We start from the raw sequence: 17245 nt of genomic DNA on the forward strand, positions 1-17245 counted from the left end.
GGAGGATCGGCGGCCCCGCCGCGATGTCGGTCGATCAGCTCCGGTCGGAGACCCGACGGGCGCGGATGACGATGACCGCGATGACCGCCAGCAGGATCACGAGCAGCGATGCGAGGAGCGCCCAGATCCACCAGACCGGTCCGGACTGGGTCGTCTCGGTCGCCGCGGCGGCCGAATCGCCCTCGGCCGTGGGGCCCTCGGCCTCGGTCGACGAGTCCGCGACGGGCGCGGTCCCGACGCAGTCGCCCGAGACGGTCGCGGTGAACGACACCGGGTCGAGCTCCTCGCCGGCCGGGTACGTGCCGAACGCGGCCGCGCCGTCCTCGGTGAGCACGGCGGTCGCCTCGCCCGAGAGCACGCCGTCCTCGATCGAGACGCCGTCGGCGAGGTCGAGCTCGGCGAAGCGCACCGACGTCAGGGCGATCGGCTCGCCGTCCTGCGTGGTCCCCGCGACATCCAGAAGCAGGACCGCCCCGCCGTCGCCGTCGAGCTCGACCTTCGGGTTTGCGATCGTCGTGTCGAGCGCGCCGTCGTGGCCGGTGAACTCGATGGTTCCGGGGTAGGCGACGACGCCGCGGCCCGACTCGCCGAGCGAGCCGGTCGCACCGGTGAAGGCGAACACGCCGCCGTCCTCGGCGACCCCCGCGAGCGCCCAGTCGCCGTTGGCGATCCCGCTCGTGAGGTAGCTGCGGAACGACTCCTTGAATCCCCAGTCGAGGTCGCCTGCGGTGACTTGGCAGACGCCTGCGGCGTCGGCCGGCACCGTGAACTGCACGCCCACGTTCGTGGACCCCTGGAAGGTCAGGGTGTGCACGCCGGGTTCGAGCGAGGCCGGGATGCGTCCCGTCCAGGTCACGCTGCCCGCGGCATCCGCCGACAGGTCGTCGGCGAGCACGATCGGCGTGGAGTACACGACGGCGGCGACATCCTCCTCGCCGGGCTCGAAGCCGCCCGCCGTGACGGTGACGACCTCACCCGCGCCCAGTGCCGCGAGGGTCGCGGTGTCGAGCACGATGCCCGTGGTGGCCGGGGGCGTCGCGGGGATGTCGCGTGCGGTGCTCCTCGTCGCGGCCGCGGTGACGACCGTGCCGCTGTCGCCGGAAGGAGCCGCGGCGGGCGAGCCGATCACGGCCGTCAGCGGAGCGAGCGCCTGGCCCGCGCCGTAGAAGCCGTTGAAGGCGGACACGCCCGTCGCGAGCAGGGTCACCGGGGCGTTCGCGAAGCGCGTCGCCCCGTTCTGGACGCTCGTGGCCGCGGCGCCGAGGTCGACGCTCGCGAGGTCGACGCGCGAACCGTTGACGGCGACGCTCAGCACGCCGGACTGCGACGAGGCGACGCGCAGCACCGGGTCGGCGAAGGTCAGGTCGAGCACGCCGCCGTGTCCCCGGAAGTTCACGGAGCCCGCGTACTCGGCGGTGCCGCGCCCGGCGCCGGCGTCGTAGCTGCCGCCCGACTGGCCGAACTGGAACGCGCCGCCCGAACGGGTCGCGCCGCTCACGCTGATGCTGCCGTCGGCGATCGGCCCGCCGATGTACGCGACGAAGCGGTCGTACACGCCCCAGCTCAGCGAGCCGCCGGACACGACCGTGCCGGGGTTCGTGGTGGGACCGGGCTGGACCACCGGCGGGGTGGTCGGCGTCGTCGGCTGCTCGGGCTTCGCACCCGTCTCGACGGTGACCGGGGCGAAGGCGTCGAGACTGCGGTCGGTCTGCGAGAGGCCGTGGGCGGCCGAGCTCGCGACGACGTACGAACGCGTCGCGTCGAGCTTGCCCGCGGGAACCGTGATCTTCACGGTGAAGGCGCCCTTGGAGATCTGATCGGGGCTCACCCACTCGAGCGCGATCCAGCCGTCGGCCGGGAGCGGGCCCTCACCGGCCCACACCGTCTTATCGCCGAAGACGACGTACACGCCCTGTGCGGCGGACGTGCCGGTGTAGCCCGTGCCCGTGACGGTGAGCACGTTCCTCTTGGAGCCGTCGAGATCCTTCGACGGCGAGACGGCGAGCTTCAGCTTCGACGGGTCGACGGGGGTGCCGGGCTCGCCCGGTCCCCCGGGATCGACGGTGCCCGTCGCCACGGTGATCGGCGCGAACGCGTCCATGCTGCGATCCGTGACCGAGAGGCCGTGCGCGGCGGAGGATGCCACGGCATAGCCCTCGGTCGCGTCGAACGTGCCGGCAGGCACGGTCAGCGTCGTGGTGAACGCGCCGTCCGTGATCTGCATGGGCGTGACCCAGGCCTGGACGAGCCACCCGTCGGCGACGAGCGGGCCGTCACCGGTCCAGATGTCGTCCTCGCCGAGGAGCACGTAGACGCCGCTCGCCGCACCGGTGCCGACGTAGCCCGTGCCCGAGATCGTGAAGGTGTTCGAGACCGTGCCGTCGATGTCCTTCGACGGGGTCACCGTCAGCTTCGGCGAGGTCACGGACACCGGCGCGACCGTGATCGGCGCGAACGCGTCGAGGCTGCGATCGGTGACCGAGAGGCCGTGCGCGGCGGAGGACGCCGCGACGTAGCGCTTCGCGGGGTCGAGCGTGCCGGCCGGCACGGTCAGGGTCGCGGTGAACGCGCCGTCCCTGATCTGCTGCGGCATCACCCAGCCCTGCACGAGCCACCCGGCCGACGGCAGCGGACCCCTGCCGTCCCACACGCCGGACTCGCCGATGAGCACGTAGGCGCCGTTCTTCGCGCCGTCGCCGACGTAGCCCGTGCCCGAGACCGTGAACGTGTTCGCCACGGTCGAGTCGACGGCGGTCGACGGGGTCACCGTGAGCTCCGGGTCGATGACGGGTTCGGGCTCGGGCTCCGGCTCGGGCTCGGCGAAGGCGAGGGGCGTCGCGGTCTCGAACGGCGCGTACTTCGCGCCGCCGCCCGGGTAGGTGTAGACGCCGTACCGGCCGTTCTCGAGCGCGCCCTCGAACTCGCGGACGGTGAGGGTGGACTCGAAGGAGCCGCCCTTGCCGATCACGATGCCGCCGGCGTTCGCGCCGCCGATCGTCGCGAGCTCGCTCGCGTGCACGGCCCACTTCTGGGCGTCGACCTTGCGGAGGGCGGCCGCGCCGCCCGCGCTCGGCTGCCAGCCGTCGGCGAACGATCCGAACACCACGTAGGCGCCCGAGAACGTGCCCGCCAGCGGCGGACGGGTGCCGGTCGTGGCCGCACCGGCCGGAAGGAAGCCCGCGCCGCGCACGGTCACGGTGTCGCCTGATGGGTCGAGTCCGCTCGTCTTGGAGACGGTGACCTTCGGGGCGAAGGAGATCGCGGTCTCGGTCTCGAAGGACGCGGACTTCGCACCGCCGCCGGCGTAGGTGTAGATGCCGTAGTCGCCGTCGACGACGAGCTTCTCGTAGTCCGCGCTCACGCGGAGCTCGGTCTCGAAGGTGCCGTCCTCGGCGATGACGATGCCGCCGTTGGCCGACCCGCCGATCGCCCCCAGGTCTGCCTCGTGCACGCCCCACTTCACGTCGCCGGTCGGCCGCGTCCCGGCTGCAGCGCCGGTGCTCGGCGACCAGCTGTCGGCGAACGCACCGAACGCGACGTAGGCGCCGCCGAACCGGCCGGCGAGCGGCGGGCGGGCTGCGGTCGTCTCGGCGCTCTGCGTGAAGCCGACGCCCTTGACGGTGACGGTGTCGCCGAACGGGTCGAGCCCCTCGGTCTCGGAGACGACGACGCCGGGCTTGAAGCCGATCGGCGTGAAGCTCTCGAACTCGGCGTTCTTCGCACCGCCGCCCGGGTAGGTGTAGATGCCGTAGTTGCCCTCGGCGAGCGCCCCGGTGTAGCCGTAGGAGACGGTCAGGGTGGTTTCGAAGGTGCCGTCCTCGGCGATCACGATGCCACCCCTGGCCGTGCCGCCGATCGTCGCGAGATCACCCTCGTGTACCCCCCACTTCACGTCGGCCGTCGGCCGGGTGGATGCCGCGGCGCCGGTGCTCGGCGCCCAGTCGTCGGCGAACGCGCCGAACGCGACGTACGCGCCCGTGAACTTGCCGGCGAGCGGCGGACGCGCGCCGGTCGTGGCCGAACCGTTCGGCACGAAGCCCGAACCGGTGATCGTGACCGTCTCGCCGTGCGGGTCGAGGCCCGTCGTCTTCGAGACGACGACGGTCGGCTCTTCCGTCGCCGGCTCTTCCGTCGCCGGCTCCTCCGTGCCCGGCTCCTCCGTGCCCGGCTCCTCCGTGCCCGGCTCCTCCGTGCCCGGCTCCTCCGTGCCCGGCTCTTCCGTACCGGGCTCCTCGGTACCGGGCTCCTCCGTGCCCGGTTCTTCAGTGCCCGGCTCTTCCGTGCCCGGCTCTTCCGTGCCCGGCTCCTCCGTGCCCGGCTCCTCCGTGCCCGGCTCTTCCGTGCCCGGCTCCTCCGGGGCAGCCGCGTAGGCCAGCGTGGTCTTCGTGTCCTGGGAGAGATCGCCCATCAGTCCGCCGCCATGGGCGCGTGACGTGAACACCGCGAGCTCGGCGTCGCCCACCGCGGGCGCCGCGAGCTCGAGCGAGAACGAGCCGTCGGCGGACATCGGTGCGCGGGTCGCGGTCGGCTCGAGGCCGGTCGCGACCCAGACGGTGCCCGACTCGCCGATGCCGGCGGCGTAGAAGCCCGTGGCCCCCGCCGAGCCGATGCCCACGTAGACGCCGGTGGCGTCGGCCCTGAACCCGGTGCCCGCGATCGTGACGCTGCCGCCCTCGCGGGGCGCCTCGGTCACGGTCACCGTCGGAGTGCCGTCGGCGAATGCCGGGGCCGTCGCCGTGATCGACCCGCCGAGCGCGAGCGCTCCGGCGAGGACGGTCGCGAGCCAGCGTCGTCGCCGCGCTCGACCGCCCTTCGTCGTCTCAGGGGGTTGGGCTGTGGGCAGTGACGACGTCAAGACGCGGACCTCCGGGTCGGCGCGCGAGCGCGACGGAACGCGGGGTTCCGTGGCGAAGCAGCGGGTGAGGGGGAATGCCAAGTTAGGTTAGGCTCAGCTAACATAAGCGATCGAAGACTCACCGCGCAAGGTGAGGTAAGGCTAACCTCAATATGACCACCAGACCAATCGCGCGCGCCATCTCGACGGCGGTCGCAGCACTGCTCGCGCTCGCGCTCACCGGCTGCGCGACCTCGAGCGCCGCGGAGACCTCGACCGGCGCCGAAGTGCAGTGCCCGGGCTCGGAGACCGCGTTCGACCGACTCGCCCTCGCCGACGACGCTCGTGCGATCGACGGCCCCTCGACCGCCTGCCTCGCCGACACGAGCCTGCCGATCGTCGCGTCGGACGAGGCATCCGCGGTTCCCCTCACGGTGACGGGCGTCGACGGCGTCGAGGTGACCGTCGACTCGACCGAGCGGATCCTGCCCCTCGACATCACCGGCACCATCGCCGCCACGGTGTTCAGCCTCGGGCTCGGCGACCAGGTCGTGGGGCGCGACTCCTCCACCGGGTTCGCCGAGGCCGCCGACCTCCCCGAGGTCACGCAGGAGGGCCACACGCTCTCCGCCGAGGCCGTGCTCGCGCTCGACCCGACCGTAGTGATCACCGACACGACACTCGGCCCGCGCGATGCCCTTGCCCAGTTGCGCGACGCCGGCGTCCCCGTGGTGATCGTCACGAAGGAACGCAGCGTCGAGAACGTCGGCGAGCTCGTCGACCAGGTCGCCGCGGCACTCGGCGTCACGGAGCGCGCCGAACTCCTGAAGGACGCCATCGGCACCGATCTCGACCGGGTCACCACCGCGATCGACGCGGCGATCCCGACAGACCCGGCCGACCGCCCTCGCATGATCTTCCTCTACGTGCGCGGCAGCGCGAACGTCTACTACCTGTTCGGCGAGGAGTCCGGAGCGGACTCGCTCATCGAGGCCGTGGGCGGCGTCGACGTCGCCGGCGAGATCGGCTGGGAGGGCATGCGGCCCGTCACCGCCGAGGCGCTCGTCCAGGCCGCACCCGACGTCGTGCTCGTCATGACCGAGGGGCTCGCCTCGGCCGGCGGCGTCGACGGCCTGCTCGAGCGGCTTCCCGCACTCGCCGCGACGCCCGCGGGCGAGCACCGGCGCATCATCGACATGGCCGATACGGAGATCCTCGGATTCGGCCCCCGCACGCCCGTCGTCGTCGACGCGCTCGCCCGCGCCGTCTACGCACCCGGGACCCTCGAGACGCCCGCCGACGACGCGAAGACCGGGACCGACGGATGACGCGACTCGACGCCGACGCCCCGGCGGTCGTCGCGGCATCCGCACCACCCGTCGAGGCCCACCAGTCGAAGCGACGTCGCGCCATCCTCTTCGCCGCGCTCTCGGTCGCCCTCGTCGGATTCGCGCTCGTCTCCGCGGGCATGGGCCAACTGCAGATCGCGCCGGGCGAGGTGTGGAACAGCCTGCTGCGCGGACTCGGGCTGAGCGACGCACCGGCCGCGGCGCCGCACGTCGATTCCGCCCTCTGGACCATCCGCTTCCCGCGCATCGTCGCCGCGATCCTCATCGGGGCGGCACTCGCGGTCGCGGGCACCATGATGCAGGCCGTCTTCGCCAACCCGCTCGCCGAACCCGGCGTCGTCGGCGTCTCGTCGGGCGCCGCGCTCGGCGCCGCCGTCACGATCGTGTTCGGCCTCACGGCGACGAGCGACTGGGTCACGGCGGGCGTCTCCTTCGTCGCCGGGCTCGCGACCACGATGATCGTCTACCTCGCCAGCCGGTCGGGCGGACGCACCGAGGTCGTGACCCTCGTGCTCACGGGCATCGCGGTGAACGCCTTCGCCGCCGGCGGCCTCGCCCTGCTCACCTTCCTCGGCGACACGGCCAGCCGCGAGGAGATCGTGTTCTGGCAGCTCGGGTCGCTGAACGGCTCGCGCTGGCAGGAGATCGCCGTGATCGCCCCGCTCGTCATCGTGTCGCTCGTGGTGGCGTTCGGGCTGGCCCGGCAGCTCGACCTCTTCTCCCTCGGCGAGCGCGGCGCACGCCACCTCGGCGTCCACGTGGAACGGGTGCGCATCGTCTCGATCGTCGTCGTCGCCCTGCTGACCTGCGCGGCCGTCGCGTTCGCGGGCATCATCAGCTTCGTCGGCCTGATCGTGCCGCACCTCATGCGCATGGTGATCGGGCCGTCGCATCGGGGCCTCATCGCGGCCAGCGCACTCGGCGGCGCCGTGCTGCTGCTCGTGGCCGACCTCGTCGCGCGCACGGCCGTGCCGATGGCCGACCTGCCGATCGGCATGCTGACCTCGCTCGTCGGCGGGCCGTTCTTCTTCTGGCTGCTCCGACGTCAGCGCCGGAGCGCAGGAGGCTGGCGATGAGCCTCGTCGCCGAGCACGTCTCGGTCTCGATCGACCGCGCCGACCTGCTGGCGGATGTCTCGTTCACCGCCGCGCCCGGACGCGTGCACTCGCTCATCGGCCCCAACGGCGCGGGCAAGTCCACGCTGCTCGGCGTGCTCGCGGGCGACCGCGCACCCGACGCGGGTCGTGTCCTCCTGCGCGGCCGGCGGCTCGACGAGTGGCCGCTCCGCGAGCTCGCCCGCGAGCGAGCCGTGCTCACGCAGGAGCACGGCGTGACATTCGCGTTCCGCTCCCGCGAGATCGTCGAGATGGGCCGGCACCCGTGGGCTCGCACGCCCGCCGAGGACGACGACGAGCGCGAGATCGCGCGCGCGATGGCGGTGACGGATGTCGCGCACCTCGCCGATCGCCCGGTCGCCCACCTGTCGGGCGGCGAGAAGGCGCGCGTCGCGCTGGCCCGCGTGCTCGCCCAGCGCGCGCCCGTGCTGCTGCTCGACGAGCCGACGGCCGCACTCGACCTGCGGCACCAGGAGGACGTGCTGCGGCTCGCTCGCGCGCAGGCGGCCGACGGCGATGCCGTGGTGGTCGTGCTGCACGACCTGAACCTCGCCGCCGCGTACAGCGACGAGATCACGTTGCTGCAGCGCGGGCGCGTGGCGGCGCACGGTTCGCCCGCGGAGGTGCTGACCGCCGAGCGCATCGAGGACGTCTACGGACAGGCCGTCGAGGTGATCGAACATCCGCGCTCGGGTGTTCCGCTGGTGTTGCCGGTGCGCTGACCTCGCGGTCGGCGAGGTCGGCGAGGTCGGCGGGAACCAGTCGGCCTCGTCGCGGACCGGACGCCTCAGCTCCGGAGCACCGGCAGCAGCCCCTCGAGGTCGGCGCGCTGCCCCGACGCGTGCACGCGCCCCGCGGAGCGTGCCTCGGCCCAGGCGAGCCCGCCGGTCGCGAGCGCGAGCCAGGTCGCGGCGTCGGTCTCGATGACGTTGGGCGGGGTGCCGCGCGTGTGCTTGGGGCCCTCGACGCACTGCACCGCGGCGAACGGGGGCACGCGCACCTCGACGGTGCCGCCCGGCGCGCGTTCGGCGAGCAGTTGCAGCGAGTACCGGACGGCGAGCGCGAGCGTCGTGCGGTCGACCGCGGGCGGGGCGGATGCCCCGGCGCCGGCGGCCCCGTTCGCACCCTCGGCGGATGCCGCCCGCCAGGCGGCCACCGCCGCGCGGCCCTCGTCGTCGCCGATCCTCGCTCTCGCCATGCGTCCATCCTCGCGCAGACCGCCGTCATGCGGGGCCGCACGGGCGTTCGCGGCCCGGGCGGCGGAGCGGCGATCGGGTAGCCTGAACCGGTGAGAATCCTCATCCTCGGCTCGGGCGCGCGCGAGCACGCCATCATCCTCGCGCTCCTCGACGAGGAGGCCGGACACGAGATCATCGCCGCACCGGGCAATGCCGGCATCGCGGCATCCTCGACGTCGTCGGCCCGCGGCAGCGTCACGACGATCGCGCTCGACCCGACGGACCCCTCCGTCGTCACCGCGTACGCGCTCGACAACGCAATCGACCTCGTGGTGGTCGGCCCCGAGGCGCCGCTCGTCGCGGGCGTCGCCGACGCCCTGCGCCGGCGCGGCGTGCCCGTGTTCGGCCCCGGCAAGGCGGCCGCCGCCCTCGAGGGCTCGAAGACCTTCGCGAAGCGCATCATGGAGGCCGCGAACGTGCCGACCGGTCGCGCACGGCTGGCCGAGACCCTCGCCGACGTCGAGGCCTCGCTCGACGAGTACGGCGCCCCCTACGTGGTGAAGGCCGACGGCCTCGCGGCGGGCAAGGGCGTGCTCGTCACCGAAGACCGCGACGCGGCACTGGCGCACGCCACCCACTACCTGCAGCAGGGGCCCGTGCTCGTCGAGGAGTTCCTCGACGGCCAGGAGGTCTCGCTGTTCCTGCTCGCCGACGGCACGAACGTGCTGCCGCTCTCGCCCGCGCAGGACTACAAGCGGCTGCGCGACGGCGACCAGGGCCCGAACACGGGCGGCATGGGCGCGTACTCGCCGCTGCCGTGGCTCGACGCCGACTTCGGCAGCGAGCAAGCGTTCGTCGACGAGGTCATCGAGACCATCGCGCTGCCCACCGTGAAGCAGCTCGCCGACGAGCAGACGCCGTTCATCGGCCTGCTCTACGCCGGGCTCATCCTCACGACGCGCGGCATCCGCGTGATCGAGTTCAACGCCCGTTTCGGCGACCCCGAGACGCAGGTCGTGCTGCCGCGACTCGAGACCCCGCTGTCGGGCCTGCTCCTCGCGGCGGCGAGCGGCGGCCTCGGCGAGCTGCCCCGGCCCGTCTTCCGCCCGGATGCCGCGGTCACGGTCGTGCTCGCGAGCGAGGGGTATCCCGAGGCGCCCGAGACCGGCCGGGTCATCGAGGGACTCGACGCCGCGGCATCCGTGCCCGGCGTGCACATCGCGCACGCGGCGACCGCCGTCGGCGCCGCGGTCGACGGGGCCTCGCCGCTCATCGCGACGGGCGGCCGCGTGCTGAACGTCGTCGCCGTCGGCGACGATTTCGGCGATGCCCGCCGTCGCGCCTACGAGGCGCTCGGCCACCTCCGCCTCGACGGCGGCCAGTACCGCACCGACATCGCCGCGCGCGTCGCGGAGTGAGTGAGCACCCCATGAGCGATCGCGAATACGCCGGCTGGACCCACGTCTACTCCGGCAAGGTGCGCGACCTGTACGTGCCGAGCTCGCTGCTCGACGACGACGACTCGTGGACCGGCGACCCGCTGCGGCTGTCCCCCGTCGTGCTCGTGGTCGCGAGCGACCGTGTGAGCGCGTTCGACGAGGTGCTCGAGCCGGCGATCCCCGGCAAGGGTGCGATGCTCACCGAGCTCACCCGCTGGTGGTTCGACCAGCTCCCCGAGGTGCCCAATCACCTCGCCTACGCCGAGGACGACCGCCTCGAGGCGCTCGACCTGCCCGGGATCCCGGCCGAGCTCGCCGATCGCGCGACGCTCTGCCGCACCCTCGACATGTTCCCCATCGAATGCGTCGTGCGCGGATTCATCACGGGCGGCGGCTGGAAGGAGTACCAGGCGACGGGCGCCATCGGCGGCATCCCGCTGCCCGAGGGCCTCTCGAACGGCGACCGCCTGCCCGAGCCCATCTTCACGCCCGCGTGGAAGGCCCCGCTGGGCGAGCACGACGAGAACATCTCGTACGAGCGCACGGTCGAGATCGTCGGCGAGACCGTCGCCGCACAGCTTCGGGAGCTCTCGCTCGAGATCTTCACGCGGGCGTCGGTGCTCGCCGAGACGCGCGGGCTCGTGCTCGCCGACACGAAGTTCGAGTTCGGCGCCGACCGCGCCACCGGCATCGTGACCCTGGCCGACGAGGTGCTGACGAGCGATTCGAGCCGGTACTGGGATGCCGCGACCTACGCGAGCGCGGCGACGCCCGAGTTGCGCATGGCGAGCTTCGACAAGCAGATCGTGCGCGACTGGCTCGCGGCGAACTGGGACCGGTCCGCCTCGGAGACGCCGCCGACGCTGCCGCACGAGATCGTGGAGCAGACCGCGGCGAAGTACCGCGAGCTGCTCGATCGGCTGACCACCGGCGCCTGACGCGCACCGCCGCGACCAGCGGCGACCTCACCGGAGACGCACGACGGCCGGCGCGCGAGCGCCGGCCGTCGTTGCATCCGCTCCGTTACGAGGCGATGGCCTTGGCGATCTTGTCGCCGCCCTCGTCGATGGCCTTCTCGAGGGCCTCGTAGTCCTCGCGATCGATGGCCTTGTTGACCTTCTTGACGGCCTTGCCCAGGGCCGCGTCGATGCGGTCGAGGTACTTGTCGTCGATGACCGCGACGATGGCGGACGTGCCCTTCGGCAGGTACTCCTCGAGCTCGAGGCCCACCTTCTTCTCGTCGTGCTTCTTCGCGAGCTTGCCGGAGATGGCACCGACGCCGGCTCCGATGGCCGTGGCTGCGAGCAGCGGCGGCGAGAACAGCCCGACGACGAGGCCTGCGGCACCGCCGATCCACGCGCCGGCGGCGACTTGCCCGGTTCCGTGCTCGTCGACCGTGACCCGGCCGTCGTCTCCGCGACGCAGCACGACCGACGACACGATCTCGAGGTCGTCCGACGCTGCGGCCTCCTTGAGCGACCGGTACTCGTCGGTGGCGGTGGCGGCCTCGTCGTACGTCGCGACGTACAGCGCCAGATTGTCCATTCCCATGTGTGTTCCCCTCGACATGTGCCCCCCGCTGCCCCTGGGAGCTGGTGATGACTCAACCATAGGGATGCGGCACGGTGCTGCCAAGGGCCGTGTCACGGCCGGTCGGAATACGCGTCGCGAACGCCGGGTTATCATTAGTTGTGCTTACAACCAATGGAACGCCTCAGGGCTCGGGACTGCTCGCGGCCGACACCGGCATGGGCGCCGTGACCCTGCGCGTCGGCGACCTCGACGGCATGATCCGCTACTACCGCGATGCGGTGACGCTCGAGCTGCTGAGCCACGACGGCCCGGTGGCCGTACTCGGCCGGGGCACGACCCCCATCGTGATCCTCCAGCACTCCCCCGAGCTGAAGCACGCCTCGCCGCGCGATGCCGGGCTCTACCACACGGCCATCCTGTTCGACACGCGCGAGGCGCTCGCGACCGCGATCTACTCGGTCGCCTCGCGGCATCCGGGCAGCTTCACCGGCAGCGCCGACCACCTCGTGAGCGAGGCCTTCTACTTCACCGACCCCGAGGGCAACGGCGTCGAACTCTACTTCGACCGCGACCGCTCGCAGTGGAGCTGGACGCACGGCACCATCGAGATGGCGACCATCTTCCTCGACCCCAACGGCTACCTCCGCGAGCACCTCGGCCAGGCCGGGGCGGATGCCGCGGCCGCCGGCACCGGCCTCGGCGACGCCGTCGTCGGGCACGTGCACCTGTCGGTGGGAGACGTGGCGAGCGCACGCGAGTTCTACGTCGACCGACTCGGCTTCGAGACCACGGCCGCCATGGGCGACCAGGCGCTCTTCGTCTCGGCGGGCGGCTACCACCATCACATGGCGATGAACACGTGGGCGAGCCGAGGCGCGGGCCGTCGCGGGCTCGCGCTCGGACTCGGCAAGGTCGAGATCCTCGTGCCGACCGCCGACGACCTCGGCGAGCTGGGCGAGCGCATGGCGCACTTCGCGGTGCCGACCCGCGACGACGGCCGCAGCCTGTCGTTCGACGACCCGTGGGCGAATCTCGTCGAGGTGCGCGCGAGCGCCTGAGACACGGGTCTCGATACGGCGCCGGGGCGCCGACTCGACCGGCGGACTCCTGCGCGGCGCCGGGGCGCCTACTCGGGCCGCAGGCGGGTCGGCCCCTTCGCGTGCGACATGTCGTGGAACTCGTCGAACCCCTGCGCCTCGCCCTCGATCGGCGTGTTGTCGGGCCGTGCGCGCAGTCCGTCGAGCACGATCGTCAGTTGCCTGCGCCAGAACGGCAGGTACGCGCTCCCGTACTGCCCGATGCTGCCGAGCATGTCGACGAGCACGCTGAGGTCGACGGAGGTCACGTCGGGTCGGAGACTGCCCTCGGCCTGGGCGCGGGCGACCATGCCGTTGATCGCGTCGGCGAACTCCGCCCCGGGGCGGTACGACGGATCGAGTTCGGCGACGCGACGCATGATGGCCGGCAGGAACGGCGACGCGGCGACCCACCCGGCGAGGCGGTCGAGGTAGAGCTCGATCGAGCGCCAGCCCGTCTCGGCGCCGAGGATCTCGGCGGCGTGGTCGGCCAACTCGGCGACGCCCGTGTCGTAGAGCTCCCGGATGAGCGCGTCGCGGTTCGCGAAGTGCCGGTAGACGGTGCCCGCGCCCACGCCGGCACGCGTGGCCAGTTCGTCGAGCGGCGCCTCGATGCCGCGCTCCGTGAAGAGCGCCCTCGCCTCGGCGAGGAGCCGTTCGTGGTTGCGTCGCGCGTCGCGACGCTGCGATGCGCTCTGGGTCACGGGATTCAACTGTACGCCGCGAATCCGATATGATTCGGAGGGTCGCCTCCGTTTCTGACGTTCGAGGCGAACGGCCTTCTTGGGGGAGAAGGATGCGGTGCGGCGGGCAGACGACCGGGATTCCGGTCGGGGGGAAATGCCCGCCGCGCCCGAACCGTCGACCCTCGAGGCCCGCGGCTAGGCTGAGGCCGTGAGCGAACACGAGGATGCGGTCGACGGCGTCGAGGCGAACACACGGCACATCGAGGCATCCGTCGTCACGGATTTCAGCGATCGCATGAGCTACGGCGGCTACCTCGACCTGCCCACCCTGCTCAGCGCGCAGCGGCCGATCTCCCGCCCCGAGCACCACGACGAACTGCTGTTCATCATCCAGCACCAGACCACCGAGCTCTGGCTCAAGCTCGTGCTGCACGAGCTCGAGACCGCGCGCGACCTGCTGCGGGCCGACGAGCTCGCGAGGGCGCTCAAGTGCGTCGCACGGGTGAAGCACATCCAGAAGACGCTCACCGAGCAGTGGTCCGTGCTCGCGACGCTGACCCCGGCCGAGTACGCGCAGTTCCGCGGCGTGCTCGGCAACGCGAGCGGGTTCCAGTCGTTCCAGTACCGCGCCGTCGAGTTCGTACTGGGCAACAAGAACGCGCGCATGCTGCAGGTCTTCGAATCCGACCCCGAAGCCAGCGCCGTCCTCACCGCGGCACTCGAGACGCCGAGTCTCTACGACGAGTTCCTCCGGTTGCTCTCCCGCGCCGGCTATCCGATCCCGCAGTCCGTGCTCGAACGCGACGTGACGCAGGCCTGGACGTTCGTGCCCGAGCTCGTGCCCGTGTTCGCCCAGATCTACGCGCACACCGACGAGCACTGGGCCGCGTACGAGACCTGCGAGGAGCTCGTCGACCTCGAGGACAACTTCCAGCTCTGGCGGTTCCGGCACCTCAAGACGGTCGAGCGCATCATCGGCAACAAGCGCGGCACCGGCGGCTCGAGCGGCGCGACCTTCCTGCAGCGGGCGCTCGAACTCACGTTCTTCCCCGAGCTCTACGCGGTGCGAACCGAGATCCCCGGGTGACCCATGACGCAGACCGATGACCCCCGCCCCGTCGACCTCGGCGCGACCGCGCAGCCCGCGCGCCGCTCGCTGAACGGCGACCACCCCGGCGACGTCGGCACGCGGCTGCCGCCCCTCGTCGACCACCACGTGCACCTCATGATCGTGGGCGTCGACGCGCTCGCCGACTCCTCGCTCGCGGGCATCGTCGACCTCGGCGCCCCGCTCGACCTCGTCGCCGCGCTGCGCTCGCGCAACGGATTCCCGCGGGCCGACTTCGCCGGCGCCTTCCTCACCGTTCCGGGCGGGTACCCGATCGGCCGGCCGTGGGCGCCCGAGGGCTGCGCACACGAGATCCGTCCGAGCGACCGCGACGAGCGGGGGTCCCTGCCCGGGCCGGCCGAGACGGCGGTCGCCGAGCAGCACGCGTTCGGGGCATCCGTCATCAAGGTGGCGCTGAACGCGGCCGCCGGCCCTGTGCTCGACGCGGCGACCCTCGACGAGATCGTGCGAGCGGCGCACGATCGCGGCCTTCCCGTGGTCGCCCACGTCGAGGGCGAGCGGATGACGCGCCGCGCCGTCGAGGCCGGGGTCGACGCCCTCGCCCACACGCCGTTCTCGGAGCGCGTCGACGACGAGCTCATCGCGCAGGCCGTCGCGCTCGGGCAGCGCTGGATCTCCACGCTCTTCGTCGCCGGCTACGGCGAGCGCACGCCCGAGTCGGCGTGCGCCATCGACAACCTCCGCCGCTTCCGCGCCGCGGGGGGGCGCGTGCTCTACGGCACCGACCTCGGCAACGGCGACCAGCCGCTCGGGGTGAACCCCGCCGAGCTCGCGCTGCTCGCGGAGGCGGGGCTCGCGGCATCCGACCTGCTCGAGGCGATCACCGACCCATGGCCGCGACCGGCGGGCGCCACCGGCATCGCGACCTTCGTGCCGGGTCCCCCGCCCGCCGACCTCGACGCCGTGCCGGGCTGGCTCGCCTCGGCCGTCGTCGTCCCCGCCGAAGAACTGGAGGCCCTGTGACCCTCGACCAGCACCTGGCGTTCGCCCGGCGCATGGACCGCTCCGACGGCCTCGCGCACCACCGGGCTCGCTTCGAGGGCGCCGAGACCGACCTCGTCTACTTCGACGGCAATTCGCTCGGCCGCCCGCCGAAGTCGGCGATCTCGCGCGTCGAGGAGTTCCTCCGCGAGAGCTGGGGCGGCCGCCTCATCCGAGGCTGGGACGAGTCCTGGCTCCGCCTGCCGAACGAGATCGGCGATCGCATCGGCCGCGCCGTCATCGAGGCGAAGGCAGGGCAGACGATCATCGGCGACTCGACGACGGTGCTGCTCTACAAGCTCGCCCGCGCGGCCGTCGACGCGCAGGTCGCCCGCGACCCCGCCCGCACCGAGATCGTGGTCGACACCGACAACTTCCCGACCGACCGCTACGTGCTCGACGGCATCGCGAAGGAGCGCGGACTGACCCTGCGCTGGATCGACGTCGACACCGCGGCCGGCGTCACCCCCGAGCAGCTCGCGGCGGCGGTCGGCCCGCAGACCGCGCTCGTGGTGGTCTCGCACGTGGCGTACCGGTCGGCGTACCTGGCCGACGCCCCGCTGCTCACGCGCATCGCGCACGACGCCGGCGCGCTCATCCTCTGGGACCTCTGCCACTCGGCGGGGTCCGTGCCCGTCGAGGCCGACCGCTGGGGCTTCGACCTGGCCGTCGGCTGCACGTACAAGTACCTCAACGGCGGACCCGGCTCCCCCGCGTTCGCGTACGTCCGCGAAGACCTGCAGGCCGTGCTCGAACAGCCGATCCAGGGCTGGTGGGGCACGACCGACATGTTCCTCATGGGGCCCGAGTACCATCCCGCGCCCGGCATGCAGCGCTTCGTCAGCGGCACCGCCCCGGTCGTCGGCATGCTCGCGATGCAGGAGACCCTCGGCATGATCGAGGATGCCGGCATGCCCGCCATCCGCGCGAAGTCGATCGCGCTCACCGAGTTCGCCATCTCGCTCGCGGCCGAGTGGCTCGCGCCGCTCGGCGTGACCCTCGCGTCGCCCGACGAGACCGACCGCCGCGGCGGGCACGTGACCTTCCTCCACCCCGAGATGCGCGAGGTCGTCGCCCGGCTCTGGCAGCAGGACGTCATTCCCGACTACCGCGACCCCGGCGGCATCCGCATCGGGCTCTCGCCGTTGTCGACGAGCTTCGAGGAGGTGCACCGGGGCATGGCCGCCACGCGCGACGTGCTCAAGCAGGTGCTGCTCGAACGCGCCGGGCTGGCCTGACGCCGACGGCGTACACCCGCCCGCACTCCGCGCCCGCTACCACCCGCGGAGCGCCCTGACAACCCCTCCACCGGGATCGGGCGATCCCCTGCGCCGCGACGTAGCATGGCCGCACCACCAGACGGGTGAGCGGCCACGACCGGCCGCATGCCCGTTCCCGAACGCCAGGAGGGCAGCATGACGGACACGGACCGCACGAGCTCGGATGCCACGGCGGCGGCACGCGAGGCAGCAGAGAAGGTCACGGATGCCGCGGCCCGCGCCACGGACGAGGTGCGAGGGGCCGCCGCGGACGCGGCGAAGCACGCCGACGATGCGGCGAAGCACGCCGGCGACGCCGTGAAGAACGCCGGCGACGCCGCCGGTGCCGCTGCGAGCGCCGTCTCCGGCGCCATCGACGACGCGAAGGCCACCGTCGACGACGTGGTCGGCGGCCTCAAGTCGGCCGCGGCCCAGGCGAAGGATGCCGGCGCGGAGGCGCTCGACGCCACCCAGGCGCAGGCGCAGCAGGCGTACGAGACCGGCCGCGGACTCGTCGACGACGGCGTCGGCTACGTGCAGGCGCGGTACCGGGAGAACCCTGGCCTCGTGATCGCCGTCGGCGCGGCGGCCGTGCTCGCCCTCACCTTCGTCGTCCGTTCGATCGGCCGCCGACGAGGCTGACGGCCGCACGATTCGAGCTCGGCG

At 72.6% G+C, this 17245-nt stretch carries 14 protein-coding genes; 10 read left to right on the forward strand and 4 right to left on the reverse strand.

Annotation, left to right across the window (positions count from 1 at the left end; genetic code table 11):
* Positions 1 to 34: 34 nt before the first annotated feature.
* Positions 35 to 4855, reverse strand: coding sequence for an HtaA domain-containing protein (locus ACR3IO_RS09530; RefSeq protein WP_434070952.1), 4821 nt, complete (start codon positions 4853 to 4855; stop codon positions 35 to 37).
* A gap of 152 nt (positions 4856 to 5007) precedes the next feature.
* On the opposite strand from ACR3IO_RS09530, the gene ACR3IO_RS09535 reads away from it, so the two are divergent.
* From ACR3IO_RS09535 to ACR3IO_RS09545, 3 genes are read left to right on the forward strand one after another with little or no spacing between them, the layout of a single operon-like run.
* The gene (locus ACR3IO_RS09535; RefSeq protein ID WP_434070953.1) at positions 5008 to 6162 is read left to right on the forward strand and encodes a heme/hemin ABC transporter substrate-binding protein; all 1155 of its coding nucleotides are present in this window, start codon (positions 5008 to 5010) and stop codon (positions 6160 to 6162) included.
* Positions 6159 to 7259, forward strand: coding sequence for a FecCD family ABC transporter permease (locus ACR3IO_RS09540; protein ID WP_434070954.1), 1101 nt, complete (start codon positions 6159 to 6161; stop codon positions 7257 to 7259). Before ACR3IO_RS09535 ends, ACR3IO_RS09540 begins: the two co-directional genes overlap by 4 nt.
* Positions 7256 to 8020 (forward strand): heme ABC transporter ATP-binding protein, encoded by a 765-nt coding sequence (locus ACR3IO_RS09545; protein WP_434070955.1) that lies wholly within the window; start codon positions 7256 to 7258, stop codon positions 8018 to 8020. Before ACR3IO_RS09540 ends, ACR3IO_RS09545 begins: the two co-directional genes overlap by 4 nt.
* Before the next feature lie 65 nt (positions 8021 to 8085).
* On the opposite strand, the gene ACR3IO_RS09550 is transcribed toward ACR3IO_RS09545, so the two are convergent.
* Entirely contained in the window at positions 8086 to 8496 is a 411-nt protein-coding gene (locus tag ACR3IO_RS09550) for a sterol carrier family protein (protein WP_434070956.1), read from the reverse strand.
* A gap of 90 nt (positions 8497 to 8586) precedes the next feature.
* Between ACR3IO_RS09550 and purD the strand changes: the two genes are divergently transcribed.
* A complete protein-coding gene (gene purD, locus ACR3IO_RS09555) occupies positions 8587 to 9894 on the forward strand; it encodes a phosphoribosylamine--glycine ligase (protein WP_434070957.1) in 1308 nt (435 codons plus the stop codon).
* A gap of 11 nt (positions 9895 to 9905) precedes the next feature.
* The gene (locus tag ACR3IO_RS09560; RefSeq protein WP_434070958.1) at positions 9906 to 10853 is read left to right on the forward strand and encodes a phosphoribosylaminoimidazolesuccinocarboxamide synthase; all 948 of its coding nucleotides are present in this window, start codon (positions 9906 to 9908) and stop codon (positions 10851 to 10853) included.
* 85 nt (positions 10854 to 10938) lie between these two features.
* Here ACR3IO_RS09560 and ACR3IO_RS09565 read toward each other — a convergent pair whose 3' ends face one another.
* Entirely contained in the window at positions 10939 to 11466 is a 528-nt protein-coding gene (locus ACR3IO_RS09565; protein ID WP_434070959.1) for a DUF1269 domain-containing protein, read from the reverse strand.
* 197 nt (positions 11467 to 11663) lie between these two features.
* Between ACR3IO_RS09565 and ACR3IO_RS09570 the strand changes: the two genes are divergently transcribed.
* The gene (locus ACR3IO_RS09570) at positions 11664 to 12506 is read left to right on the forward strand and encodes a VOC family protein (RefSeq protein ID WP_434071175.1); all 843 of its coding nucleotides are present in this window, start codon (positions 11664 to 11666) and stop codon (positions 12504 to 12506) included.
* Between the two features lie 68 nt (positions 12507 to 12574).
* On the opposite strand, the gene ACR3IO_RS09575 is transcribed toward ACR3IO_RS09570, so the two are convergent.
* On the reverse strand, positions 12575 to 13228 hold the full coding sequence (locus tag ACR3IO_RS09575; protein ID WP_434070960.1) for a TetR/AcrR family transcriptional regulator: 654 nt from the start codon (positions 13226 to 13228) through the stop codon (positions 12575 to 12577).
* A 190-nt stretch (positions 13229 to 13418) separates the two neighbouring features.
* On the opposite strand from ACR3IO_RS09575, the gene kynA reads away from it, so the two are divergent.
* The 4 genes from kynA to ACR3IO_RS09595 all read left to right on the forward strand — a co-directional run bounded on the left by kynA (position 13419) and on the right by ACR3IO_RS09595 (position 17221).
* Entirely contained in the window at positions 13419 to 14297 is an 879-nt protein-coding gene (kynA, locus tag ACR3IO_RS09580; RefSeq protein WP_434070961.1) for a tryptophan 2,3-dioxygenase, read from the forward strand.
* A 3-nt stretch (positions 14298 to 14300) separates the two neighbouring features.
* Positions 14301 to 15302: an amidohydrolase family protein gene (locus tag ACR3IO_RS09585; protein WP_434070962.1), complete on the forward strand. Its 1002-nt coding sequence runs from the start codon at positions 14301 to 14303 to the stop codon at positions 15300 to 15302.
* A gap of 32 nt (positions 15303 to 15334) precedes the next feature.
* Entirely contained in the window at positions 15335 to 16558 is a 1224-nt protein-coding gene (locus ACR3IO_RS09590) for a kynureninase (protein WP_434071176.1), read from the forward strand.
* A 177-nt stretch (positions 16559 to 16735) separates the two neighbouring features.
* Positions 16736 to 17221: a hypothetical protein gene (locus tag ACR3IO_RS09595; protein WP_434070963.1), complete on the forward strand. Its 486-nt coding sequence runs from the start codon at positions 16736 to 16738 to the stop codon at positions 17219 to 17221.
* Positions 17222 to 17245 lie beyond the last annotated feature (24 nt).

Source organism: Agromyces sp. Marseille-Q5079 (assembly GCF_051016555.1).
GTDB lineage: Bacteria > Actinomycetota > Actinomycetes > Actinomycetales > Microbacteriaceae > Agromyces.